We start from the raw sequence: 23,034 nt of genomic DNA, 5'->3' as shown, positions 1-23,034 counted from the left end.
ATATTGGTGGCTTTCAAGCTCTTTCTTGGCGTTTTGGGGCCGGTTTGCCGATCCCTGGAGATTTGCGACGTCGCGCTTACTTTTACCGCTCCATTTCATTGCGACTCCTTTGCCTCCCGGCCGGAACAAGGGGCATCCCCTTTGTGTCAGGGAAAAGCGGACCGGGCCGCCGGCGGCCCGTCGGCGCGCGTGAGGGGTCGGCGCCGGCCGGGGCCGCCGGCGGCCCGCGTCAGGCGTTGACCTCCAGCGCGGCTCGGACGGCCGACTCGAGGGAGCCCTCGATCCAAGCGTGCTTGAGCGAGGTGTGCTCGCCGGCGAAGTGCAGCGGCCCCTCGGGCCGGGCGATCGCCGGGTGGATCTCGGTCATCTGCCCGGGCAGGAAGACGGCCGCCTCGCCGAACGCGTAACGGTTGCGCAGCCAGCTCTGGGTCTGGCCGTGCCCGGTGTAGAACTCGGCGACGCGCTCGCCGTGCACCTCCTGCAGGCCGCGCAGCGCGTACCCGTAGCGCTCCTTGTCGTCCATCGAGTCCCACCGGGAGGCGTCGTCGGCCCACACGTAGCTGGCCAGCACCACGCCGCCCTCGCTGCCCCGCACCCGGTGGGAGGGGTAGTAGGTGAACCGGTTGGCGTTGTCGGCCACCGAGCCCCCGCCGGTCACATGGGTCGCCCGGCCCGGACGGTAGCGCGGCCCGAGCTCGCGCTTCCAGTCGTCCTCGTCGAACTCCCACCAGCGCCTGCGGAACTCCAGCAGCACCTTGGTCGCCGAGTCGTAGTGCAGCTCGATCACCGCCCGGCGCTTGGCGTAGGACAGCGCCGGGGCGATCTCGACGTGGCGCAGCGCCGGGAAGGGGATCGTGATGATCGCCACGTCGCCGTGGAAGGTCTCGGCCCTGGCCTGCGGCGCGGAGGAGGACTCGTCACTGCCCTTCTCGGTGACCGTCTCGACGCGCACGCCGCCGCCGGAGGTCGAGATCCGCACGGCCCGCCGGTCCATGCGGATCTCCTTTCGCAGCCCCGCCTCCAGCCGGTACGGCAGCAGGCGGCTGCCGCCCTCCATCTCCCAGTAGGTGGCGGCCGGGTTGACCAGGCTCCTGGTCAGGAAGGTGTGCATGAACGCCAGCGGCAGCCGCGAGGTGAGGTTCTCCACGGTGCCGATGGCGTCGACCGCCGCGTCGCTCAGCCGGGCGTGCTCGGTCAGGAAGCGGTGCATGGAGTAGCCGTCGAACTCGTGCAGCACCCGCGCCCAGCCCTTGATCAGCTCCGGCAGCGGCTTGTCGGCCCGCGTGCCGCCGCGGACCACCGAGAAGCGGTCGCGCACCGGGTCGAGCGCCTCGTCGAGGATCTGGGCGGTGGTCCTGCGGTCCTTCAGGCCGAACGACGCGTTGATCCTGCGGGGGTCGGCGGCGTACTCGTCACGGCGCTGGATGATGCCGTTGACCCGGATCCAGGTGTGGTTCAGCCGCTTGGGCGGGGTGAACTCGCCCCTGTCGGGGCCGGACCGCCACACCCGGCCGCCGCGCGAGGTGTAGACGACCGGCGGCACCGGGCCGCTCGGGGCGGCGCCGGGGCGGACGTCGACGTTGTAAAAGGGGCGGCGCGGGATGCCCAGCTTGTCGATCAGCGCGAGCGTGAGCGGATGGAAGTCGGGGATGCGCATGGCCCCGGCCTCGGCGTACTGGGCCGGGTCGGCGAAGCCGGTCTGGAAGGTCTTGATGCGGCCGCCGACGCGGTTGCCGTTGGCCTCGATGACCGTGACCTGGTGGCCGGCCCGCTTCAGCAGCGTGGCCGCCACCAGGCCGGAGATGCCCGCCCCGACGATCAGCACCTTCTTGGGCGAGCGGGCCTTGGGCAGGCCGTTGTCGATGAGCACCCGCAGGTACCTCAGCTTGAGGTCCGCGCCGTCCTCGCCGACGAGCAGCAGATCGCGGGCCACCTCCAGGCAGGTGTTCCAGCTCGGCGCGCTCGCGCCCCGGGCCGGCGCCGCTGGGAGGGCGGGGGCGGCGGCCGAGGCGGGCGCGGCGGGGGCCGCGCCGACGAAGGATCCGACGGCGCCGAGCCCGGCCAGCCGCGCGAAACCGCGGCGGTCGATGAATGTCATCCGATGTGCTCCCTAAGAGACCGTAAACCGTGGGTGATGAATCAGCCACGGAGAGTCTCGGGGCGGACGGCGCGTCAGGGCGCGCGGCGCGCCACGCGGGATCATCTGGCATTCCAACCGATCGCCGGGCGAGGTCGGCTTCGAGGCGTATGCTCCCTGCCGCTCGCCTCAGGTGGGGATGCCGCCGCGGGCGGCGGCCGGCGCCTCGTGGTCGGTGGCCGGACCGGCGGGCTCCAGCCAGCCGAGCCGGCGGGCGAGCTGCCGGGCGGTGTCGACGACGGCGGCGACGTAGGGAGACCGGTCCCCCGAGCGCCACAGGAGCGACCACGGGTAGTGGGACACCGGCTCGACCAGCGGCCGCCAGACGGTGTCCGGCAGGTTGGACGTGCGCGAGGAGGAAGGGATGCAGAGCACGCAGCGACTCTGGAGGACCAGGTCGGCGGCGGCGAGGTTGCTCTCGACGGTTCCCTCGTAGACCGTGGGCTCGAATCCGGCCGAACGGCACAGTTCACCGATGAACTGGTTGGACTCCGGGGTCTGGCTCTCCTCGCCGAGCAGGAGAGGCACATCGGCGAGGGAGCCGACGGGCACGCCGTCCAGCTCGGCGAAGCGGTGGGTGCAGGGGACCAGCACGCCCAGCGGGTCGAGCCGGATGAGCTCGGAGGTCACCCCGGGCGGGGGCTGGTAGGCCAGGCCGATCCCGATCTCCAGGCGCCCGTCGGCCAGCTGCCGGTACTGCTCGGGGATGCTCGCCTCGACCTGGTGGATGGTCAGCTCGGGATGGCCCTGCTGTACGGCTCGCAGGATCTGCGGCATCGAGTCATAGCCCGCGTCGACGATGCCCGCTCTGAGCGTGGGCGGCGACCCGGCGGCGTTGCGGGCGACGTGAGCGGCCCGGCCGACGTGGTCGAGGATCTGCCGGGCCTCGACGAGGAAGGCGGCGCCGGCCGGCGTGAGTTCGACATGGTGGGTGCTGCGGTTCAGCAGCCGGACCCCGAGTTCGCGCTCGAGACGTTGCACCTGCTGGCTCAGCGCGGACTGCACGATGTGCTCGCGCAGCGCGGCCCGTCCGAAATGCAGCTCTTCGGCCAGCGTCACGAAGTAGCGGAGCTGGCGTAACTCCATGCCGCCACCCCTCCCACAGGGCGGCGCCGATGCGTGCCGTCCTGCTTTCACCCTAGGCCCTCGCGGTGGCGGGCGAGCCGTCAGGGAAGGAACCACTTATGGAACAGTGTCGTGGACGGTCACCGCGGAGGTGACCGTCCACGCCGCCGGCGACACGCCCCCGCAGGTCAGTGTCCGGTGGGTGCGGTGGCCTCGTCGTGGGCGCCGGCGCGGCGGCGGTGTTCGACGCGGTCGCGGTCGGGCCAGCGCACGTCGGTGGCCCAGCCCAGGCGCTCGAAGATACGGATCAGTCCCGCGGCCGGGTCGATCTGGTGCGGGTCCAGGCCGTGCACGGCGCAGGTGGGTTCGCTGTGGTGCCCGTTGTGCCAGCTCTCCCCGAACGACAGCACCGCGAGGGGCCACAGGTTCGTCGAGCGGTCGTGGCGGCGCGTGGCGAACGGCCTGCTGCCGACCACGTGGCACAGGGAGTTGACGCTCCAGGTGACGTGCTGCAACAGCGCGACGCGGACCAGCCCTGCCCACAGGAAGGCGGTCAGCCCGCCGTACAGGCCGCCGCTGATCGCCCAGCCGGCCAGGAACGGCAACACGAGCGACACGGCGCACAACACGGGGAAGGCGCGTGCGATCTTCCTCATCGCCGGGTCGGCGAGCAGGTCGGGCGCGTAGCGGGCCGCCGGCGTCGGGGCGTCGGTGAACATCCAGCCCAGATGGGCGTGGAGGAGGCCGCGGAGCTGCCCGACCAGGCCGGTGCCGTACCGGTAGGGGGAGTGGGGGTCGCCCGGGCGGTCGGTGAAGGCGTGGTGGCGGCGGTGGACCGCCACCCAGTCGATGACGTTCCCCTGGAAGCTCATCGACCCCGCGACCGCCAGGGCGGCCCGAAGCCAGGGGCGGGCGGTGAACGACCCGTGAGTGAGCAGCCGGTGGAATCCGACGGTCACCCCGAGCCCGGTCACCACGTAGAGCCCCACGGCCAGCAGCAGATCGGTGAGCACGACTCCGCGCCCCCAGGCCAGCCAGATGCCGGCTCCCAGCGCGACGAACGGCGCGACCACGATCGCGGCGGTCAGCCAGATCTGGGCTCCCCCGGCCGGAGCCTGCTCTTCGGCCCCGGGGAACGGCGCCAGGCCGTCGTAGTCCTCCCGGCGTTTCACCGGTCTCTCGGAGATGGTCATGAGCCTCGTTCCTCTAGCTGTCAAGGGCGCGATCGTGCGCGTAGCACCATCGCCAGGTCGTGTCCGGATCCAGCGAGGCGACCACCGGATGGTCGGTCTCCTGGTAGTGCGCCTTGGCGTGACCGCCGGGCGAGTCATCGGAGCAGGCGACCCACCCGCACGTCACGCACACCAGCAGACGAGTCCAGGTCAGCCCGAGGGCCAGGCAGGGCGCGCACTCCGGAGCGCCGAGCACGGCGGCCATGGGGCCGCCGGCGTGGTCGCAGCGCGGCGCCTGGCCGTTCAGGCCACCGTGCGCGCCGATCTTCATGCCTTTCACGTGCAGGGTCATCACGACCCCCTAACGGTGACGACGACGCGAGATGCGCGGTTGACCTGCCTTCAGTCAACAGGAACGGCGGTCAGGCGGAAACGAGCGATCCGAGTAAGCCTTATCTCTGATGGCGAAAGCGGCCGATCCCGTCGAACCGCCTCTTCTCCCGGCAGGCGGGCGAATTCCCGCGGCGAATGAGTGAACCGGTGATCTGCGGAGGCGATGAGCTTTGCTGGCAACGCCCGTATCCGATCGCCGGTGGTTGCCGTTGACTTGACCTGTCCGGCTCCGCGCCGATCGGGCGCGGTGCCGAATGCCCGGGACACGTGACCGCTCGCAGCACCCTGCGCTGACGTGTCTCGGGATATTGGAGGTCATCATGGCGGCCCATCACGGAAGCGATCATGGCTTTCGCCCGGTCGGCGCAGGCGGAGGAACGCCTCTTTCGCGGGTCAGAGCGCCGGCCCGGCAGGCCGCCCTTCGGGGCAAAGGAGTGAGTGTCTTTCTCACCGTGGCGGAAGGAGCCGGCGTGAATACCGACGACACGGCCGGCACACCGCACGACACCGATGACGAGCCCGCCACGGGCGCCGTCACCGGCTCCGGCGAACGCCTGCGCATCACTCGGTGTCTTGCCCCGCGGGGCCTGCGGATCGCGGGGGACCTCGATCACACCAGCACACCCGTCCTGAGCGAGGCCCTGGCCTCGATGGCGGGCGGTGGCAGCGTCTTCGTCGATCTCACGGGCCTGGCGTTCATCGATGTGGGCGGCCTGCGCGCCATCGTCATGGCCGCCGGGCGGATGGAGGGCGACCACGTCCTTGAGTTGTGCTCCGCCTCCACGCGCGTGCGGCGCCTTCTCGAGGTCACCGGCTGGCACGACGCGCCCCACCTCGGCCTGAACGCGCAGAGCTGTCTTTTCCGGACGCGCAACTGATCGGCGTCGCCGGCCCAACGAAGGGAGAACCCCCATGTCCGTTCGTCAACCTCCCGCCACGCCCACCGGCCTGGACACGGCCGAGGCCGCCGCGGCCCCGCCTCCCCAGGGCGACGCCCCGCCTCCCCAGCACGACGCCCCGCTCCCCCAGGGCGGCGCGCAGCCTCCGGCCAAGGCCGGGACGGTGCCCCGCACCAGGACGGGCACGGTGTGGGCGGGCATCTGGACGGCCGCGGGCGTGTTCGTGGCGCTGATGGTGTTCATGCTGCAGAACACCGGCGACGTGGAGATCTCGTTCTTCGCGCTGCACGGCACGCTGCCGCTCGCGATGGCGCTGTTGATCGCCATGGTCGGCGGGATCCTGCTCACGCTGGTGGTCGGGACCGCCCGCATCACCCAGCTGCGCCGCCTCGTCCATCGACGCCGCGGCTGACATCGCGCCGCCTTGTTCATCGACGTCGCGCCTGACATCGCGCCGCCTCGGATGGAGCGGCGGGCGCCGCCGTCGTTCGTCTCCGTGCTGCGCGCGCCGGGCCGCGGGGACCGGTTCTCATGGACTTCTTAGGCGGACGTTGTAGCACTTTGGGCTGAATTTTATGAGTATGGGGCGATGGAGCGCGTGCCGCAGGAGGCCGGTGCGGCCACGGCTCAGAAAGCCGCGGCCGGGAGAGCTCGGCGGTTTCTCGCCGGGGGCGGCGCGCTCGTCGTCGTGGCGGTGCTGGCGTACTGGCTGGGCGGCGGTGGCGGCAAGGGCGAAGGGGCCGTGCCCCGGCCGAGCCCGACGCCGAGCGCGGCGCTCACGGTGGCCGAGGTCTTCAAGAGGGTCGGGCCGTCGGTGGTGGTGATCCGGGCCGGGCGGTCGCTCGGAACCGGGGTGATCGCGACCGAGGACGGGACGATCCTGACGGCGCACCACGTCGTCGAGGACGCCGAGGACGTCACCGTCACGTTCGCCGACGGCACCAGGGCGAAGGCCGTCGTCGGGTCGTCGAATCCCCGGCTCGACGTCGCGACCCTCAAGCCCGCGGGGCTTCCGGAGATCGTCGTCCCGGCGGCGCTCGGCGGCGCCGCGGCCGTCGGCGCGCCCGTCGTGGCGATCGGCAACCCGCTGGGCCTGACCTACAGCGTCTCCTCCGGCGTCGTGGCGGGCCTGAACCGGACCATCGAGAAGGGCGACCTGAGCGGGCTCATCCAGTTCGACGCCTCCGTCAACCCGGGCAGCTCCGGCGGTCCCCTCCTGGACGCTCGCGGCCTGGTCATCGGGATCGTCGTCTCGATCGCCGACCCCGGAGGCGACGAGGCGTTCGCCGGCATCGCGTTCGCGGTGCCGATCGGCGCGGCCCTGGGAAACGAGGGAGACGGCCCGCCGGGTGACGGGCCCCAGATCTGACCGAAGCGCCACGAGAAGGAACACGATGACCTCGACCACGTCCCCCGGGCCGGCCCATCCGCTCGAACAGGTGCTGTTCGAGGTCAAACGCACGATCGTCGGGCAGGACGTCCTGCTGGAGCGCATGGCCGTCGCTCTGATCGCCGACGGTCACCTTCTCGTCGAAGGCGTGCCGGGCCTGGCCAAGACGCTCGCGGTGAGGTCGCTGGCCGCCGCGATCGCCGGGAGCTTCCAGCGCGTCCAGTTCACCCCCGACCTGGTGCCCGCCGACCTCGTGGGCACGCGGGTCTACCACCAGCACTCCGGGGAGTTCCGGACCGAGCTCGGCCCGGTGTTCGCGAACCTGCTGCTGGCCGACGAGATCAACCGCGCCCCCGCCAAGGTGCAGAGCGCCCTGCTGGAAGTGATGCAGGAGCATCAGGTGACGATCGGCCGTGAGACGTTCCGGGTGCCCGAGCCGTTCCTGGTGATGGCGACGGAGAACCCGATCGAGTCGGAGGGCACCTACCCGCTGCCGGAGGCCCAGGTCGACCGCTTCATGATGAAGGTGGTCGTCGACTATCCGACGCAGGCCGAAGAGCAGGCGATCGTCGGACGGGCGCTGCGCCCGCCCGAGCCGCCACAGCAGAAGGTGACGGCCGAGGACCTGATCGCGATGCGGGCCCGCGCACAGGAGGTGTACGTCGATCCGGCGATCGTCGGCTACGCGGTACGGCTGGTCTCGGTGACGCGATCGCCGGCGACGGCCGGGCTCGGCGAGCTGGAACGGTACGTCACCTACGGGGCGAGCCCGCGGGCGTCCATCGCGCTCGTCACCGGCGCCCGGGCGCTGGCTTTCCTGCGCGGCCGGGACTACGTCCTGCCGCACGACCTGTCCGAACTCGCGCTCGACGTGCTGCGCCACCGCCTCGTGCTGTCCTACGAGGCCCTCGCGGACGACGTCGACGCCGACACGATCATCACCAGGGTGCTCGGGGCCGTCCGGGCGCCCGACGTCGTCCTGCAGAACCGCTGAGCCATGGCCACCGCACCCGACAGGCTCCTGCTCCGCCTGGAGTGGAAGGTCGTCCGCAGGCTCGACGGCCGGCTCCAGGGCGCCCACCACACCGCGCACCGCGGCTCCGGGATCGACTTCACCGGGTTGCGCGCCTACTCCGGCGGCGACGACGCCCGGCACATCGACTGGAACGTGACCGCACGGCTGGACGAGCCGCACCTGCGCGTGTTCACCGAGGACCGCGAGCTGACGGTGTGGCTCGTGCTCGACCGGTCGGCGTCGATGGCGGCCGGCCGGCCGGGCCGCGGCAAGCACGACGTGCTCGCCGAGCTCGCGCTCGTCCTCGCCCGGATGTTCGGCCGGGGCGGCAACCGCGTCGGCGCCCTGCTGTTCGACACCGGGATGCTGCGCGTCGTGCCGCCCGGCACCTCCCGGCGGCACGCGCTGCGGATCGGCGCCGAGCTGGAACGCACCTCCGAGGCGGGCGGCGGCGCCACCACCGACCTGGCGGAGATGCTCGACGCGGCCGGCCGGCTCGCGCGCCGCCGCGCCCTCATCGTCGTGCTGTCGGACTTCATCGGCGACGGCGACTGGGAACGCTCGCTCCAGCGCCTGGCGCGGCGGCACGAGGTCGTCGCCCTGCGGATCGTGGACACCGCCGACGACGTGCTGCCCGAGGCCGGGCTGATCGTGGTCGAGGACGCCGAGACCGGCGAGCAGCTCGTCGTCGACTCCGCCGACCCGCTGCTCCGGGTCCGCTTCCGCGCCGCCGTCGACGACCGCGAGGCCCGGCTCGCGGCGGGCATGCGCCGGGCCGGGGTGCCCGTCCACCGCGTCGACACCGACCGCGACCTGGTCGAGGCGCTCGTCGAGGTCGTCGCCCGAACCAGGGACCGGTCGCCGTGACCGGGCTCGTCACCGGACACGGCGCCCTGGTCACGAGCCCGGCGAGGGAGGACTTGTGACCCTGTCCTCCCCGCTGCTGCTGGCCGTCGGACTGCTCGTCACGGCGGCGCTGGCCCTCGCGGCCGTCGTGTCGGCGCGCCGGCGCACGGCCGCGCTCGCCGAAGCCGGTGTCGCCGTGCCGGGCGGCCGCCGGGCGCATCTCGGCACCGGCCTGACGATCGCCGGCGTCGGGGCGCTCGCGATCGCCGCCGCCGGACCGGCGGCCATGGTGCCGGTCCCGCGGACCGCGGGCACCGTCATCCTTGCCATCGACGTCTCCAACAGCATGGGCGCCGACGACGTCGCGCCCACCCGGCTGGGGGCCGCGCAGCGGGCGGCACGCGCGTTCGTGGCGGCGCAGCCCGACAGCGTCGACATCGGAGTCGTCGCGTTCGAGCGGGGCGCGCTCACCACCGCACGGCCCGACGCCGACCACTCCATCGCGCTCGCGGCCGTCGACCGGCTGAAGATCACCGGGGGCACCTCGCTCGGGACGGCCGTCATGGGCTCGCTGTCGGCGATCACCGGCAAGCCGGTGGCCCTCGGCCGCGACGGAGCCGCGCCCGACATCGGCTACTGGCCGTCGGCGACGATCGTGATGTTCTCCGACGGCCAGAACCAGGGCGGGGACGTCGAACAGGCCGCCGCCGTGGCCCAGCGGGCGGGCGTCCACATCCACACCGTCGGGGTCGGCACCGAGGCGGGGACGACGGTGAAGGTCGACGGCTACCACTTGCAGACCTCGCTCGAGGAGGACGCCCTCACCTTGATCGCGCAGACCACCGGCGGCGCCTACCACCCCGCCTCCGACGCCGCGCGGCTCGACGGGATCGCCGGCACCGTCGATCTGCGGCTCACCGTCTCCGACGAGCCGCTGCCCCTCGCCGGCGGGCTGATCGGGCTCGCCCTCGCGCTGCTCACCGCGGGGGCGGCGCTCACCGTGCTCCGGTCAGGACGGGTGATCTGAATGTCGTTCTCATGGCCGTGGGCGCTGCTGTCGGTCCTGGTCATCCCGCTGATCTTCGCCATCCGCGAGTGGGCGCGGCGCCGCCGCAGGCGGGCCGCCGTGCGCGTCACCTCGATCGCGCTCGTGCGGAGCGCCCTGCCCGGCCGTACGCGCTGGACGCGGAAGATCCCCGCGGCGCTGTTCGTCGCCGGGCTCGCGCTGCTCGCCGTCGGCGCCGCGCGGCCCCAGGCGTCGGTGCCGGTGCCGAGGACGTCGGCGACGATCCTGCTCGCGCTCGACACCTCCGGCTCCATGTGCTCCACCGACGTCGACCCCAATCGCCTCACCGCCGCGAGGAAGGCCGCGGCGGAGTTCATCGAGTCGCAGCGGGGCGGGCCGCGCATCGGCCTGGTCACCTTCGCGGGCACCGCGGGCCTGCTCGTCCCTCCCACCGACGACACCACGTCGCTGATCGAGGCGCTGGAGGGCCTCACCGTGTCGCGCGGCACCGCGATCGGCCAGGCGATGCTCACCTCGATCGACGCGATCGCGGAGGTCGACCCGTCGGTCGCCCCCACCGGGGCCGACCCCGGCGACGGCGGCGGGGCGGGCTACGCCGGCGCCGCGATCGTCGTGCTCACCGACGGCGCCAACACCCAGGGCGTCGAACCGCAGACCGCCGCGCAGGAGGCGGCCCTGCGCCGCGTCCGTGTCTTCACCATCGGCTTCGGCACCACCAACCCGGCCCCGATGGTCTGCGACAACGCGCAGTTCGAGGGCTTCGGCGGCTCGGGAGGCCTCGGCGGCCCCGGCGGCTTCGGTCGCGGCGGATTCGACAGAGGCCGCAACCCCCGCACCATCGACGAGCCCGGGCTCAAGCGGATAGCCCAGACCACCGGCGGCTCCTACCACCGCGCCGAGAACGCCGACCAGCTCCAGAACGCCCTCGACGCCCTCCCCGGCAGCTTCACCGTCGTCCGCCAGCGGGTCGACACCGCCGCGGCCTTCGCCGCCGGCGGCGCCGTCCTCGTCATCGCCGCCCTGTCCCTCTCCCTCTGGTGGAACCGCCCCCGCACCCCGGCCCGCTGACGGCGCCTGAAGCCGTGACGCCTCGGCGGTCCCGCCGGCTCGCGGCCGACGTGGAGCGCTAGGCGAGAGAGCAGGAGTTGGCCAGGTCGCCGGACGCCGGCGCGGTGCGCGACCGTGACCCCGGCGAGGACGGCGACTTGATCTGCCTGATCACCACGATCCTGGATATGAGGCCGGGCCAGCGGCCACCCTGGCCGAGGTCTACCACCAAAGGTGGGAACAGGAAACCGGAAATGATCAGATCGAGACGCATCTACGCGGGCCGGCCCGGGTACTAGGCTCCAACAAACCCGATCTGGTCCTGGCGGAACTGTATGGCTACCTGCTGGCGCATTACGCGCTGTCGGCGCTGATCTGCGAGACCGCCACTGCGGCGCAGATCGACCCCGACCGGGTCAAGTTCACCCGTACCGTCCGCATCGTCCGGCGCTGCGCCGAGCGCGCTGCGGATTTTCCTCCTTGACCATAAGGAACAGCTCATAGAGGCACTCAAGAAGAACATCACCCGCACCAAGCATCTCAACCCCAGGCGGCGTGACCGCAACTACCCGCGCGTGGTCAAGCGCGCCCGCCACAACTCCTATCGCGTCAAGAGGCCCAGCGACGCTGGCATACGGCACGACGGCCCGGCCGCGGTCAGCCTCGCGAACCTAGCCGAGCTGACCCTTACCTCATGATCCATTAGTCTGAGCGGCATTGGGTCAGGATGCCGCACACCTCGTCTCTTCGGATGGTCGGGGATCGCCGTCGGGGTGTTGTTCGAACGCGGCTTCAGCTGGCCTCTGGAGGCTCGAGGAACTTGAGGGTGCCGTTTCCCTGGCAGGTCCGACAGGGCCAATCTTCATCGCCCCTGCCGTTTCCCTTGCAGGTGACGCAGACGATCACTCGGTCGAAACGGGGGTCCCGATAGGAGCGCGTGGTGCCGTGGTGGCCGATCGTCCAACGCTGTAAAGACGCGAATGCCTGGTCTTCTGTCCCCAGCCTGTCGACAGCGGATGAAGTCCAGCGGCGTATGGCTTGAACACCATAGGCGACCAGGGAGATAAATATGAACGCCAGTGCCGTTGCCAGCTTCAACAGTTTTCCGGGGCGGTCATTGATGAAAGCGGTGAGTTCCTCAGCGCGTGTCTCTGCTCGTGAGCGATCATTGTAGCGAAGGTGAGCAGACCGCTTCACCAGCATGCGAGCGAGCCATGGCGCTATGTCGCAGCATTCATTGATGAGTAAGCCCAAGATAACGGCAACGGCGACCTCGGATCCGCTCATCGGATGCTCCCGACCAGCGAAACGTAAACCACGAGGAGAAACCCAAGGCCTGGAATGGCGCGGAGCGCCTGGGGACGTCGATCTGCGACCAGGGCGCGGGCATGGGCGATTCCTCTTCCGCTGAGGCGGTAGAGCCGCCGGCGAGGTCTGCTCGCCTGTTGGTCTTGCTCTTCCCAGGTGCCTTCGATCCACCCGGCGTCCTCAAGGCGATCGAGCACTCCGTAAACGGTAGGGCCTGAGCGCTTCGTCGTCTTGGCGATTGCCCATCCATGCAGCTCTACACCTCGGACGTGCGCCTGAAGGAATGCCTCCAAGACGTCGAGCGTCGGAGCGGTGATCCTCATGGGACCTGTCATATCCTTACTCTACCTAGCACGAATAAGGTACGACGGACACATGTTCGTATCGAGGCCTACGTCTGAGATCTTGCAACGACTTCGCGGAGAAGCGGACGGCCGGTGGTTTCGGCTCCGCCCTTTGCGGCTTTCCCTGAACAGCCGAAACGCGCAGGAGTCGTTGTTGCTCCAGGGTGTTCCGGTGCCGGTGGCGGCAGCGTCGTTTGCCAACCCGATCGATCGCCGAGACACCGTCGTCCTACCGTGAGCCATGGGAACTCATCCGGGTGGACTCCTCGGCCCGGCTCCTCAACGGGTCGGGCGGCTCGTCTTTCCCAATGGACCCCCAGCCCTGGGAAGACGACCGTGGCCGAGGCCCTCCAGGAGGAGCTGGCCGAGCCGTTCTTTCACCTGTCGCTGGACGAGTTACGCGGTGACTACCTGCGCCGGTACTGGCGTCAGGATCACGGCGGCGTGCTTTCCGCCGTGTGCTCGATGGCTACCTGCACATGCTCCGCGATCTCACAGTGCTCGGTCATGACGTGATCTCCGAGGCGGTGATCACACCGCCGATGCTGGATCACTACCTCACTCTGTACGAGGGGTTCCGGTGCTGTTCGTGGGGATCCGATGTCCTCTGGAGGAGGTGGAGCGGCGTGAGCGGGCGCGAACGGACAGGATATCCGTGCCGCCACTTGACGAGCCGGTCCATGCGCATGGCTGCTATGACGTGGAGGTCGGTATCTCGGTCCACGGCCCCGCGGAGGTCGCCGAGCTGATCGCCGCCGCTCCGGGAGTGCCGCCGGTGCCTTCGGCCATCGATCGGCTGCGCACGCGCGAGCCAGGAGTGCGGCCGGTTCGGGCCGACCGCCCTGTTGACTGAAACGCGCATTGCCCGCAGAACCCCACCATGATCCCGTGGCGTCACTAAAGTTCTAGATGAGAGAGCAGGAGTTGGCCAGGTCGCCGGACGCCGGGCGCGGGACGGTGGCGTCGGCGGGCGGGGCCTCGCCTCGGGTCGTCCACGCCTCCAGGGCCGCGAAGGCTTCGCGGAAGCACGGCAGGATCGGCCGCAGCAGCCCGGGCTGGGCGTCGTACAGGCCGTCCACGTGGTTGCCGCCTTCGATGCGGTAGTACCGGTGCAGCCGGTCGCGTCCGCGCGAGGCGATCAGCGCGTCGTAGACGTCGGAGTCCCGGCCGATGGGCAGCAGGGTGTCCAGCGTGCCGTGCAAGGTGATGAGCGGCCGCCCGATGCGGCCGGTCAGCGCGATGCGCCCGACCGCGTCGCGAACCGCCTTCGGCCGGGAGGCGTAGTCGTAGTCGGCGTCGCACGCCGGGCTCCCCGGCGCGCAGAACGGCGTGCCCGCCTCCGCCGCGCCGTCGAAGGCCGGGTCGAGCTCCTCGCGGTAGATCCGCTGGGTGAGGTCCCAGTACACCTTGTGGTGGTAGTCCCACAGCGGCTCGGAGCCGGCCGCGAAGCCCGCCGCGATGATCGCGTCATGCGCCGCGGCGCCGCCGGTCGCGGCGTACCCGGGATACTCGCGCAGCGCCGGCGGCAGGAACTGCAGCAGGTTCGGGCCCTCCTTGCGCCACAGGGTGCCCTCCCAGTCCAGGCCGCCGCTGTACAGCTCGGGGTGGTTCTCCAGCTGCCAGCGCACGAGGTAGCCGCCGTTGCTGATGCCGGCGGCGTAGGTGCGGCGCGGCGCCCGGCCGTAGCGCTGCGCGACCACGGCCTTGGCGGCGCGGGTGAGCTGGGTGACCCGCTCGTTCCACTCCACCAGCGCGTCGCCGGGCCTGACGCCGTCCTGGTAGAAGGTCGCGCCGCTGTTGCCCTTGTCGGTCGCCGCGTACGCGTAGCCGCGGGCCAGCACCCAGTCGGAGATGGCGTAGTCGTTGGCGTACTGCCGCCTGACCCCGGGCGTCCCGGCGACGACCAGCCCGCCGTTCCAGTGCTCGGGCAGCCGGATCACGAACTGGCCGTCGTGGTTCCACCCGTGGGCGGTGTTGAAGGCCGAGGTGTCGGGGAAGTAGCCGTCGATCTGCGCGCCGGGCACGCCGGAGGGGTTCTTCGCGCCGGCCGAGGTGAGCCCGGCGAAGTCGGCGGCGACCGAGTGGCCCGAGGCCACCGTCGCGGCCGTGGTCAGGTCGGGAAGGCACGCGGAGATCTGCTTCTCGGCCCCCGGCACCTTGATCCGGCCCAGGCCCGCGCACGAGGGCGCGGAGGCGCCGGCGGCGGGCGCGGCCCCGAGCAGCGCCGCGCAGGCCAGGGCCGCCACGGCCAGGCTCGCCGGCCTGCCCGGACGTCGTCCGATGGATCGCATGGGGGGCTCCTCACACAGTGACGGGCGACGCGGCGCCCGAGCGGTGTCCGCCATGGTGCTCATCCGCTGTGAGCCCGGCCACGTCCGCCGCACCCACAATCGGCCGGCCGCTCATGTCCGCCGCCGCCATGGCGCGCGCCGCGCGAGGCCGGGCGGGACGCCATCGGCGGCGGGCCCGCCGCCCCCGGGGGCGGACTTCGTACGTGGCGGCCCCACACAGGCGCGCTCCCGCCCCCGTGGCATGCGCTGTGAGCTGCGGGAAACACGACCAGGCCCCACCCGGCCGCCGCGGATTGTGTGCCCGGCCCACATGGAACGGCCTGCCCGGCTCACTTAGTGTTCCGCGTCACAACGACTTCGTCCGTTAACGGCAAGGTCATCCGCGGGTAACACCGCGCACGGCCGGGACGAGGGCGGCGACGCCGGATCGAGACGACGAGGAGGAGAGCCAGATGGACGGTCCCGTCCTGCGGGCGCAGGGCCTGGCCAAGGAGTTCCGGGGCTTCCGCGCCGTCGACGGGGTGGACCTGGACATCGCCGAGGGCAGCGTCCACGCGCTGGTGGGGCCCAACGGCGCCGGCAAGACCACGCTGTTCAACCTGCTGACCGGCTTCCTTTCGCCCAGCGCGGGCCGCGTCATGCTCGGCGACCGCGACCTGACCGGCAGGCGTCCAGAACAGGTGGCCCGCCTCGGCGTCGCCAGGTCCTTCCAGATCACCAGCCTGTTCCCGCAGATGACCCCGCGCGAGCACGTCGAGCTGGCTCTGGCGGGCGCCACCGGGATCACCTGGCGCTTCTGGCGCTCGGACCGCCTGCTCGGCCGGTACGCCGGCCGCGCGGCCGAACTGCTCGACCAGGTCGGGCTGACGGCGCACGCCGCCACCCCGGCGGGCACCCTGGCCTACGGCCACAAGCGGGCGCTGGAACTGGCCCTGGCCCTCGCGCTCGACCCTCGCGTGCTGCTGCTGGACGAGCCCACCGCGGGCATGGGCGTCGAGGACATCGACCGCACCGTGGAACTGGTCAGGAAGGTCCGCGCCGGGCGCACCGTCGTCATGGTCGAGCACAACATGAGCGTCGTCTCCAGCCTGGCCGACCGGGTGACCGTCCTGCAGAGCGGGCGCGTGCTCGTCGAAGGGCCCTACGCCGAGATCCGCCACGACCCACGGGTCATCAGCGCCTACCTGGGAGACCCCCATGCCGAGGACTGACACCACCTCCCTGCTGGCCGTCGACGGCCTGTCGGCCTGGTACGGAGAGGCGCAGGCGCTGCGCGAGGTGTCCCTGCGGGTGGGGGAGGGCGAGATCGTCACGCTCGTCGGCCGCAACGGCGCGGGGAAGACCACACTGCTGCGCTGCCTCATGGGCCTGCAAGGACGCTGCTCCGGCAGCGTCTCCTTCCGAGGCGAGGAGATCACCCGGCTGCCCGCCCACCGGCGGGCCCGCCAGGGCCTCGGCTACGTCCCCGACGACCGGGGGGTGTACTCCACGCTGACCGTCGAGGAGAACCTCACCCTGCCGCCCCGCGTCGGCCCCGACCCCTGGCCGCTGTCGCGGGTCTACGAGACCTTCCCCCGGCTCGCCGAGCGGCGCGCGTTCCCCGGCACCAAGCTGTCGGGCGGCGAGCAGCAGATGCTCGCGCTGGCGCGGGTGCTGCGCATGGGGGCGCGGCTGCTGCTGTGCGACGAGCCGACCGAGGGCCTGTCGCCGCTGATCGTCCAGCAGATCGGCGACATCCTGCGCGAGGTGAGGCGGCAGGGGACGACCGTGCTGCTGATCGAGCAGAACGTGCACTTCGCCCTGACGGTGGCCGACCGTCACTACCTGCTCGCCGAGGGACGGGTCGTCGAGTCGCTGGACAACGACGAGATGCGCACCCGTGAGCACGAGCTGCTCGGCTACCTCGGCATCTGACCCGGGCCCGCCGCCCGGCGCCCCGGCCACGGCCGCACACCGGACGCCGCGCCGGAGCCCCCGCGCTCCCGCGCGCGGCCCCGGCCGCACGTCCCCCGGAGTGACACCCGGGTTCCGCACCCCCCGGAGTTCCAACGCCCCGGAAATGACCTACAGGAGAGAAAACATGAAAGCTCTGGGCCGAGCCGCCGCCCTGGTCGCGGCGGGAGCCACGCTCGCCGGCTGCGCGGGCGGACCCGGCAGCGGGGGGAGCGCGGAGAAGATCAGCGACGGCAAGGTCGTGCTCGCCGTGCTGAACGACCAGTCGGCGATCTACGCCGACCTGTCGGGCAAGAGCAGCGTCACCGCCGTCGAGATGGCCGTCGAGGACTACAAGGCCAAGTACGGCGACAAGGCGGTGGCCAAGGACATCGAGGTGGTGTCGGCCGACCACCAGAACAAGCCGGAGGTGGCCAACTCCAAGGCGCAGGAACTCTACGACCGCCGGCACGCCGACGTCGTCCTGGACGTGCCGTCCTCGGCGGCGGCGCTGGCCGTGGCGGGCATCGCCAAGAGCAAGAAGAAGATCTTCATGGACATCGGCGCCGCCACCACCGAGCTGGAGGGCGCCCAGTGCAACAAGTACACCTTCCACTATGGCTACAACACCTACATGCTGGCCCACGGCACCGGCGACACGGTGACCAAGGACGGCTCGAAGAACTGGTACATCGTCTACCCGGACTACGCGTTCGGCCAGGACATGCAGAAGAACTTCACCGCGGCCGTCGAGGGCGCGGGCGGGAAGGTCGTCCAGAGCGACCCCGCGCCGTTCCCGAACGACAACTTCTCCACCTTCCTGCTGAAGGCCCCGGGGCTGAGCCCCAAGCCGGAGGTGCTGGGCACCATGCAGGCGGGCGGTGACCTGGTCAACCTGGTGAAGCAGTACAACGAGTACAAGCTGCGCGACAAGGGCATCGGGCTGGCCGTCGGGCTGATGTTCATCACCGACATCCACTCCCTCGGCCCGGACGCGCTGGCCGGCACGAAGTTCACCGACGCCTGGTACTGGAACGCCTCGCCGGAGAACCGCGCCTGGGCCGACAAGTTCCAGGCGAAGGCGAACAAGCGGCCGAGCTTCCCCAACGCCGCCAACTACTCCGCCGCCACCCAGTACCTGGAGGCCGTGCAGCGGGCCGGCACCGACGGCTCCGACGCGGTGGTCAAGCAGCTCGAGGGCTACAAGTTCGAGGACGCCTTCGCCAAGAACGCGACCATCCGCGCCGAGGACCACCTGCTGCTGCACGACGTCTCGCTGGCCCAGGTCAAGCCGTCCAGCGAGGTCAAGGAGCCCTGGGACTACGAGAAGATCCTCAGCACCATTCCGGCCGACCAGGCGTTCCAGCCGGCCGGCGCCGCCTGCAAGCTCTGATCCCCGGCGGGCGCGCCGGCCCGTCCCGGCCGGCGCCCCGCCACCGTCCCCCTGGAGGTCACCGTGCTCCAACAGGCGTTCAACGGCCTGGTGGGAGGCGCCTTCTACGCCCTGCTCGCGCTGGGCCTCGCCGTCATCTTCGGCATGCTGGGCGTGGTCAACTTCGCCCACGGTGCCTTCTACATGCTCGGCGCGTTCGGTTCCTACGTCGTGCTCGACTCCTTCGGCGTGAACTTCTGGGCCGCGCTGGTGACGGTCCCCGTCGTGCTCGGCCTCGCGGGCACGCTGCTGGAGCGGCTGTTCATCCGCAGGCTCGCCCCGCTGGACCCCCTGTACAACTTCCTGTTCACCTTCGGGCTCGCCCTGATCCTGCAGGACCTGGTCAAGCGGGAGTACGGCGTGCAGTCCCGGCCCTACCCGCGCCCTGAGGCGCTGTCGGGCACCGTCGACCTCGGGCTGTTCACCTACCCCGCCTACCAGGTGTTCGTGCTGGCCGTCTCGCTCGTGGTCTGCGCGGCGGTCTGGGTGGTGCTGACCCGCACCCGCGTCGGCATGATCGTGCGGGCGGCGACCGAGCGGCCCGAGCTGACCCGCGCGCTCGGCATCGACGTCGGGCGCTGGGTCACGCCCGTGTTCGGCTTCGGCGTCGCGCTGGCCGGCTTCGCCGGGGTGCTCGCCGCGCCGATGCGCGCGGTCAACCCGCTGATGGGCTCCGACCTGATCATCACGGTCTTCGCGGTCGTGGTCATCGGCGGCCTCGGCTCGATCTTCGGCTCGGTGGCGGCGGGGTTCGCCATCGGGCTGGTCTCGGCACTGGGCAACCTCTACGTGCCCGCGCTGTCGCAGACGCTGGTGTTCATCCTGATGGCGGCCGTGCTGCTGTGGCGCCCGGCCGGCCTGTTCGGACGCGAGGAGTCGCCGTCGTGATCCTTTCCCGGCTCGCCGCCCGGCCCCTCCTGCTCGCCGCCGGGCTGCTGCTCGCCCTGGCCCTGCCCTGGATGGTCTATCCGCCGGTCGCGCTGGACATCGCCTGCTGGGCGCTGTTCGCCGCCGCGCTGGACCTGCTGCTCGGCTTCACGGGGCTGCTGTCGTTCGGGCACGCCGCATTCTGGGGCGGCGCCGCCTACGTCGCGGGCCTCATCGCCCTGCGCACCGGGCTGCCCTTCCCCGTGGCGGTGCTCGGCGGCGCGGCGTTCGCCGCCGTGCTCGCCCTGCCCATCGGCTACCTGTCGGTGCGCCTGCGCGGCATCTACTTCGCGATGGTCACCCTGGCGTTCGCGCAGATGGTCTACTTCGTGGTCAACCAGTGGCGCGACCTGACCGGCGGCGAGAACGGCCTGCAGGGGGTGCCGCGCGAGCTGTTCGGCCTCGACCTGTCGGACTCGTTCGTGTTCTACTACGCGGGCCTGCCGCTGGTGCTGGCCGGTTTCGCCGCCGTGTGGCGCATCGTGCGCTCGCCGTTCGGCCGGGTGCTCGCCTCGATCAGGGACAACCCGGCGCGTGCGCAGGCGCTCGGCTACCCGGTGGACCGCTACCGGCTGCTGGCGTTCGTGCTGTCGGCCGCGCTGTCCGGCCTGGCCGGCGGGCTGTTCGCCATCGGCCACGGGTTCGCGTCGCTGGAGAACGTGTACTGGACCACCTCGGGCCAGGCCGTGATGATGGTCGTCCTCGGCGGCATCGGCACGATATGGGGCGGGGTGCTGGGCGCCGCCCTGGTGGTCGAGCTGAACGACTACCTGGTCACCTCCGGCTTCGAGGGCATCGGCATCGTCACCGGCACGATCTTCGTGGTCATCGTGCTGGTCTTCCGGCGCGGCGTCTGGGGCACGGCCCGCGACCTGCTGCACGCCCGCGCGGGCGGCGGGCCGCAGGACCCGCCGCCCGGAGACGCGCCGGACGGCTCCGCCGCCCGGCCGCAGGGCGTCGGCTCGCCGGTGTGACCGCGGCCGGCTCGGTTCGAGGCGGCCCCCGCATCCCCGTAGATCTAGGAGCATTCGCTGTGGTTTCAACGAGCGTGACCGCCGGGCGGCCGGCCGGGGTGGACCTGACCGGCCGGCGGGCCCTGGTGACCGGCGGGGCCAGCGGCATCGGGCGGGCCTGCGCCCGGCGGCTGGCGGGTGCGGGCGCGGAGGTCCTCATACTGGACGTCCGCGAGCGGGAGGCGCGCGAGGCCGCAAACGAGATCGGCGGGGTGGCGCTGGGCGCCGACCTGACCGACATGGCCGCGGTGGACGCGCTCGACTGCGGCGCGGTGGACATCCTGGTCAACAACGCCGGCTTCCAGCACGTCGCGCCGATCCCCGACTTCCCGCCCGAGATCTTCGCCGCCATGATGAAGATCATGGTGGAGGCGCCGTTCCGGCTCCTCAGGCGGGTCCTGCCCGGCATGTACGAGCGGGACTGGGGGCGGGTGGTCAACATCTCCTCGGTGCACGGGCTGCGCGCCTCGCCGTTCAAGGTCGCCTACGTCACCGCCAAGCACGCCCTGGAGGGCATGTCCAAGGTGATCGCCCTGGAGGGCGCCCCGCACGGGGTGACCTCCAACTGCGTGAACCCCGCCTACGTCCGCACGCCGCTGGTGGAGGAGCAGATCGCCGGCCAGGCGCGGGCGCACGACCTGGCGCCCGAGGAGGTCGTCGAGCGGATCATGCTGGCCCCGGCGGCCATCCGGCGGCTGATCGAGCCGGAGGAGGTCGCCGAGGCCGTCGCCTACCTGTGCTCGCCGCAGGCATCCATGATCACCGGGACCTCCCTGACCATAGACGGCGGCTGGACGGCGCACTGAGGGCGATCTGGAGCCGCGCCCGCATCGCCGCCGACTGACGCATCGGGGGATTTATCATGATCAAGGGGACAATGAACCCCATGAGCTGCACCGTCTTTCTCGACCTGCTCGCCCGCGAGGCTCCGCCGGTGGAGTTCGAGGCCCCGCTGGTCGAGGCGCGCGCCGCCGGCGCCGCCCCCGAGACGCTCGCCGAACTGGACCAGGCCAAGCTCGCCGCGCTGCGCGTGCGCGCTCTGCTGGAGCACCGGGCCCGCCGCGAGGCCGAGCTGTCGGCGCTGTTCGAGACGGCCGGCGACCTGGCGGGGCTGCGCGACGTCGGCGCCGTGCTGGAGGCCATCGTGCGCCGTGCCCGCAGGCTGCTGCACGCCGACATCTCCTACATGACCCTGCACGACGCCGACCGCGGCGACACCTACATGAGGGTCACCGACGGGTCGGTGTCGGCCGCGTTCCGGGCGCTGCGGCTGCCCATGGGCGCCGGACTCGGCGGCCTGGTGGCCCAGACCGGCACCCCCTACGCCAGCGCCGACTACGTCTCCGACGAGCGGTTCCGCCACCGCACCCACATCGACACCGCCGTGAAGGAGGAGGCGCTGGTCGCCATCCTCGGCGTCCCGATGCGGCTCGGCGCGCAGATCATCGGCGTGCTGTTCGCCGCCAACCGCAGCGCCCGCCCCTTCGCCCAGGAAGAGGTGACGCTGCTCGCCTCGCTGGCCGCGCACGCAGCCGTCGCCCTCGACAACGCGCGCCTGCTGGAGGAGACCCGCACGGCGCTCGGCGAGCTGAGCTCCGCCAACCGGCTCCTGCAGGCGCACAGCGCCTCCGTCGAGCGCGCCGCCCAGGCCCACGACCGCATGACCGGCCTGGTCGTGCGCGGCGGCGGGGTCGAGGACGTCGCAGCCGTGGTCACCGACATCCTCGGCGGCGCCATCGTCGTGCTGGACGCCGACGGGCGGCGGCTGGCCGCGGTCGGCTCGGCGGGCGACCTGGAGGAGACCGAGGTCGCCGCCGCGGCCGCCGCCTCCCGCAGGCTCGGCCGCACCGTCCAGCGGGGCGAGCTGTGGGTGGCGTCGGTCGCCTCCGGGACCGAGAACCTCGGCACGCTCGTGCTGCGCACCCCCGACGAGGTGTCGGGCGCCGACCAGCGGATCCTCGAACGCGCCGCCCTGGTCACCGCGCTGCTCATGCTGTTCCGCCGCACCGCCGCCGCGGCCGAGGGCCGGGTGCGGGGCGAACTGCTGGACGACCTGCTCACCGGCCGGGCCGTCCACTCCGACGCCCTGCACGGCCGGGCGCGGCTGCTCGGCGTCGACCTGGACGCCCCGCACATCCTGGTCGTCGCCCGGCACCGCGCCGAGGAGCCGGTGTCGGCCCGGCGAACGGCGTTCTGGGCCGCCTCCGACGCCGCCTCCCGCCACGGGCTCGTGGCCGCCAGGGGAGAGGAGACCATCCTGTTGCTGCCCGGCGTGGACCCCGCGGCGGTGGCCCGGCGGGTGGCCAAGGAACTCGGCGCCTCGCTCGGCACCCCCGTCACCGCCGGGGCGGCGGGCCCGGTCCACGGCCCGGCCGCCGTCGCCGACGCCTACCGCGAAGCGCGGCGCTGCGCCGAGGCCCTGCTGGCGCTCGGACGTGAAGGCGAAGGGGCGGGCAGTGACGAGCTCGGCTTCGTCGGCCTGCTGATCGGCCGCGACCGCGACGTCGGCGGATTCCTGGACGGCGCCATCGGGCCGGTCCTGACCTACGACCGGCGGCGCGGGACCGCGCTGGTCCAGACCCTGGAGACCTACTTCGGCACCGGCTCCAGCCTGTCGCGCACCGCCGAGCGGCTGCACATCCACGTCAACACCGTCACCCAGCGGCTGGACCGGGTGGGCAGGCTGCTCGGCGACGGCTGGCAGTCACCCGAGCGCGCCCTGGAGATCCAGCTCGCCCTGCGCCTCAACCGCCTGCGCCCCCCGGAGGGGCACGACCGCGTGCTCTAGCCGTGGTG

Annotated in this window: 22 protein-coding genes and 1 pseudogene; 16 read left to right on the top strand and 7 right to left on the bottom strand. The window is 71.9% G+C overall.

The genetic code is table 11. The annotated features are described in order from the left end of the window. Nucleotides 1-229: 229 nt before the first annotated feature. From ACFO60_RS36170 to ACFO60_RS36155, 4 genes are all read right to left on the bottom strand, one after another. Nucleotides 230-2,098 (bottom strand): flavin monoamine oxidase family protein, encoded by a 1,869-nt coding sequence (locus ACFO60_RS36170; protein WP_380850308.1) that lies wholly within the window; start codon nucleotides 2,096-2,098, stop codon nucleotides 230-232. A gap of 168 nt (nucleotides 2,099-2,266) precedes the next feature. Next, nucleotides 2,267-3,223 carry a LysR family transcriptional regulator gene (locus ACFO60_RS36165; protein ID WP_380850305.1) on the bottom strand — a complete coding sequence of 319 codons (957 nt, stop codon included), beginning with the start codon at nucleotides 3,221-3,223 and terminating at the stop codon, nucleotides 2,267-2,269. Nucleotides 3,224-3,390: 167 nt separating this feature from the next. Then, a complete protein-coding gene (locus ACFO60_RS36160; RefSeq protein ID WP_380850302.1) occupies nucleotides 3,391-4,395 on the bottom strand; it encodes an acyl-CoA desaturase in 1,005 nt (334 codons plus the stop codon). A gap of 13 nt (nucleotides 4,396-4,408) precedes the next feature. Continuing rightward, nucleotides 4,409-4,726, bottom strand: a complete 318-nt coding sequence (locus ACFO60_RS36155) for a UBP-type zinc finger domain-containing protein (protein ID WP_380850300.1) — start codon at nucleotides 4,724-4,726, stop codon at nucleotides 4,409-4,411. A gap of 511 nt (nucleotides 4,727-5,237) precedes the next feature. Between ACFO60_RS36155 and ACFO60_RS36150 the strand changes: the two genes are divergently transcribed. The 7 genes from ACFO60_RS36150 (at nucleotide 5,238) to ACFO60_RS36120 (ending at nucleotide 11,012) form a co-directional block, all read left to right on the top strand. Then, nucleotides 5,238-5,645 carry an STAS domain-containing protein gene (locus tag ACFO60_RS36150; protein ID WP_380850297.1) on the top strand — a complete coding sequence of 136 codons (408 nt, stop codon included), beginning with the start codon at nucleotides 5,238-5,240 and terminating at the stop codon, nucleotides 5,643-5,645. 34 nt (nucleotides 5,646-5,679) lie between these two features. Then, nucleotides 5,680-6,078, top strand: coding sequence for a LapA family protein (locus ACFO60_RS36145; protein WP_380850294.1), 399 nt, complete (start codon nucleotides 5,680-5,682; stop codon nucleotides 6,076-6,078). 177 nt (nucleotides 6,079-6,255) lie between these two features. Next, nucleotides 6,256-7,035, top strand: coding sequence for a S1C family serine protease (locus tag ACFO60_RS36140; RefSeq protein ID WP_380850291.1), 780 nt, complete (start codon nucleotides 6,256-6,258; stop codon nucleotides 7,033-7,035). Between the two features lie 25 nt (nucleotides 7,036-7,060). Next, nucleotides 7,061-8,050: an AAA family ATPase gene (locus ACFO60_RS36135; RefSeq protein ID WP_380850288.1), complete on the top strand. Its 990-nt coding sequence runs from the start codon at nucleotides 7,061-7,063 to the stop codon at nucleotides 8,048-8,050. A 3-nt stretch (nucleotides 8,051-8,053) separates the two neighbouring features. After that, nucleotides 8,054-8,938 (top strand): DUF58 domain-containing protein, encoded by an 885-nt coding sequence (locus ACFO60_RS36130; RefSeq protein ID WP_380850285.1) that lies wholly within the window; start codon nucleotides 8,054-8,056, stop codon nucleotides 8,936-8,938. 55 nt (nucleotides 8,939-8,993) lie between these two features. Then, nucleotides 8,994-9,944 (top strand): VWA domain-containing protein, encoded by a 951-nt coding sequence (locus ACFO60_RS36125; RefSeq protein ID WP_380850282.1) that lies wholly within the window; start codon nucleotides 8,994-8,996, stop codon nucleotides 9,942-9,944. Further along, nucleotides 9,945-11,012 carry a VWA domain-containing protein gene (locus ACFO60_RS36120; RefSeq protein ID WP_380850279.1) on the top strand — a complete coding sequence of 356 codons (1,068 nt, stop codon included), beginning with the start codon at nucleotides 9,945-9,947 and terminating at the stop codon, nucleotides 11,010-11,012. Between the two features lie 771 nt (nucleotides 11,013-11,783). On the opposite strand, the gene ACFO60_RS36115 is transcribed toward ACFO60_RS36120, so the two are convergent. After that, a complete protein-coding gene (locus ACFO60_RS36115; protein WP_380850276.1) occupies nucleotides 11,784-12,278 on the bottom strand; it encodes a hypothetical protein in 495 nt (164 codons plus the stop codon). Beyond that, entirely contained in the window at nucleotides 12,275-12,622 is a 348-nt protein-coding gene (locus tag ACFO60_RS36110; RefSeq protein ID WP_380850273.1) for a PadR family transcriptional regulator, read from the bottom strand. Before ACFO60_RS36110 ends, ACFO60_RS36115 begins: the two co-directional genes overlap by 4 nt. Nucleotides 12,623-12,736: 114 nt before the next feature. Here ACFO60_RS36110 and ACFO60_RS36105 point away from each other — a divergent pair, with 114 nt between their 5' ends. Next, nucleotides 12,737-13,159 carry a phosphotransferase-like protein gene (locus tag ACFO60_RS36105; RefSeq protein WP_380850270.1) on the top strand — a complete coding sequence of 141 codons (423 nt, stop codon included), beginning with the start codon at nucleotides 12,737-12,739 and terminating at the stop codon, nucleotides 13,157-13,159. A 58-nt stretch (nucleotides 13,160-13,217) separates the two neighbouring features. After that, nucleotides 13,218-13,496 (top strand): annotated as a pseudogene (locus ACFO60_RS36100) (phosphotransferase-like protein); the annotation flags it as partial. Between the two features lie 52 nt (nucleotides 13,497-13,548). On the opposite strand, the gene ACFO60_RS36095 reads toward ACFO60_RS36100, so the two are convergent. Further along, nucleotides 13,549-14,934: a tannase/feruloyl esterase family alpha/beta hydrolase gene (locus tag ACFO60_RS36095; protein WP_380850267.1), complete on the bottom strand. Its 1,386-nt coding sequence runs from the start codon at nucleotides 14,932-14,934 to the stop codon at nucleotides 13,549-13,551. A 452-nt stretch (nucleotides 14,935-15,386) separates the two neighbouring features. Here ACFO60_RS36095 and ACFO60_RS36090 point away from each other — a divergent pair, with 452 nt between their 5' ends. From ACFO60_RS36090 to ACFO60_RS36060, 7 genes are all read left to right on the top strand, one after another. Beyond that, nucleotides 15,387-16,145, top strand: coding sequence for an ABC transporter ATP-binding protein (locus tag ACFO60_RS36090; RefSeq protein WP_380850264.1), 759 nt, complete (start codon nucleotides 15,387-15,389; stop codon nucleotides 16,143-16,145). Next, nucleotides 16,132-16,848: an ABC transporter ATP-binding protein gene (locus ACFO60_RS36085; protein WP_380850261.1), complete on the top strand. Its 717-nt coding sequence runs from the start codon at nucleotides 16,132-16,134 to the stop codon at nucleotides 16,846-16,848. The genes ACFO60_RS36090 and ACFO60_RS36085 overlap by 14 nt, the downstream gene beginning before the upstream one ends. 166 nt (nucleotides 16,849-17,014) lie before the next feature. Continuing rightward, entirely contained in the window at nucleotides 17,015-18,259 is a 1,245-nt protein-coding gene (locus ACFO60_RS36080) for an ABC transporter substrate-binding protein (RefSeq protein WP_380850258.1), read from the top strand. A gap of 63 nt (nucleotides 18,260-18,322) precedes the next feature. Further along, complete coding sequence (locus ACFO60_RS36075) at nucleotides 18,323-19,186, top strand: branched-chain amino acid ABC transporter permease (RefSeq protein WP_380850255.1); 864 nt, start codon at nucleotides 18,323-18,325, stop codon at nucleotides 19,184-19,186. Continuing rightward, nucleotides 19,183-20,199, top strand: coding sequence for a branched-chain amino acid ABC transporter permease (locus ACFO60_RS36070; RefSeq protein WP_380850252.1), 1,017 nt, complete (start codon nucleotides 19,183-19,185; stop codon nucleotides 20,197-20,199). The genes ACFO60_RS36075 and ACFO60_RS36070 overlap by 4 nt, the downstream gene beginning before the upstream one ends. 59 nt (nucleotides 20,200-20,258) lie before the next feature. Beyond that, nucleotides 20,259-21,044 carry a 3-hydroxybutyrate dehydrogenase gene (locus ACFO60_RS36065; RefSeq protein ID WP_380850249.1) on the top strand — a complete coding sequence of 262 codons (786 nt, stop codon included), beginning with the start codon at nucleotides 20,259-20,261 and terminating at the stop codon, nucleotides 21,042-21,044. Nucleotides 21,045-21,100: 56 nt separating this feature from the next. Next, the gene (locus tag ACFO60_RS36060; protein ID WP_380850246.1) at nucleotides 21,101-23,026 is read left to right on the top strand and encodes a helix-turn-helix domain-containing protein; all 1,926 of its coding nucleotides are present in this window, start codon (nucleotides 21,101-21,103) and stop codon (nucleotides 23,024-23,026) included. Nucleotides 23,027-23,034 lie beyond the last annotated feature (8 nt).

Source organism: Sphaerisporangium dianthi, from assembly GCF_042654065.1.
In the GTDB taxonomy this organism is placed as follows: Bacteria; Actinomycetota; Actinomycetes; order Streptosporangiales; family Streptosporangiaceae; genus Sphaerisporangium; species Sphaerisporangium dianthi.
This window is presented reverse-complemented; position numbering and strand designations above follow the sequence as displayed.

Excerpts from the sequence above, each read along its gene's own strand:
- ACFO60_RS36085 (WP_380850261.1), top strand. The coding sequence starts at position 16,132 with ATGCCGAGGACTGACACCACCTCCCTGCTGGCCGTCGACGGCCTGTCG.
- ACFO60_RS36115 (WP_380850276.1), bottom strand. The coding sequence starts at position 12,278 with ATGAGCGGATCCGAGGTCGCCGTTGCCGTTATCTTGGGCTTACTCATC.
- ACFO60_RS36120 (WP_380850279.1), top strand. The coding sequence starts at position 9,945 with ATGTCGTTCTCATGGCCGTGGGCGCTGCTGTCGGTCCTGGTCATCCCG.
- ACFO60_RS36170 (WP_380850308.1), bottom strand. The coding sequence starts at position 2,098 with ATGACATTCATCGACCGCCGCGGTTTCGCGCGGCTGGCCGGGCTCGGC.
- ACFO60_RS36090 (WP_380850264.1), top strand. The coding sequence starts at position 15,387 with ATGGACGGTCCCGTCCTGCGGGCGCAGGGCCTGGCCAAGGAGTTCCGG.
- ACFO60_RS36135 (WP_380850288.1), top strand. The coding sequence starts at position 7,061 with ATGACCTCGACCACGTCCCCCGGGCCGGCCCATCCGCTCGAACAGGTG.
- ACFO60_RS36130 (WP_380850285.1), top strand. The coding sequence starts at position 8,054 with ATGGCCACCGCACCCGACAGGCTCCTGCTCCGCCTGGAGTGGAAGGTC.
- ACFO60_RS36140 (WP_380850291.1), top strand. The coding sequence starts at position 6,256 with ATGGAGCGCGTGCCGCAGGAGGCCGGTGCGGCCACGGCTCAGAAAGCC.
- ACFO60_RS36110 (WP_380850273.1), bottom strand. The coding sequence starts at position 12,622 with ATGAGGATCACCGCTCCGACGCTCGACGTCTTGGAGGCATTCCTTCAG.
- ACFO60_RS36155 (WP_380850300.1), bottom strand. The coding sequence starts at position 4,726 with ATGACCCTGCACGTGAAAGGCATGAAGATCGGCGCGCACGGTGGCCTG.
- ACFO60_RS36060 (WP_380850246.1), top strand. The coding sequence starts at position 21,101 with ATGATCAAGGGGACAATGAACCCCATGAGCTGCACCGTCTTTCTCGAC.
- ACFO60_RS36145 (WP_380850294.1), top strand. The coding sequence starts at position 5,680 with ATGTCCGTTCGTCAACCTCCCGCCACGCCCACCGGCCTGGACACGGCC.
- ACFO60_RS36095 (WP_380850267.1), bottom strand. The coding sequence starts at position 14,934 with ATGCGATCCATCGGACGACGTCCGGGCAGGCCGGCGAGCCTGGCCGTG.
- ACFO60_RS36165 (WP_380850305.1), bottom strand. The coding sequence starts at position 3,223 with ATGGAGTTACGCCAGCTCCGCTACTTCGTGACGCTGGCCGAAGAGCTG.
- ACFO60_RS36080 (WP_380850258.1), top strand. The coding sequence starts at position 17,015 with ATGAAAGCTCTGGGCCGAGCCGCCGCCCTGGTCGCGGCGGGAGCCACG.
- ACFO60_RS36160 (WP_380850302.1), bottom strand. The coding sequence starts at position 4,395 with ATGACCATCTCCGAGAGACCGGTGAAACGCCGGGAGGACTACGACGGC.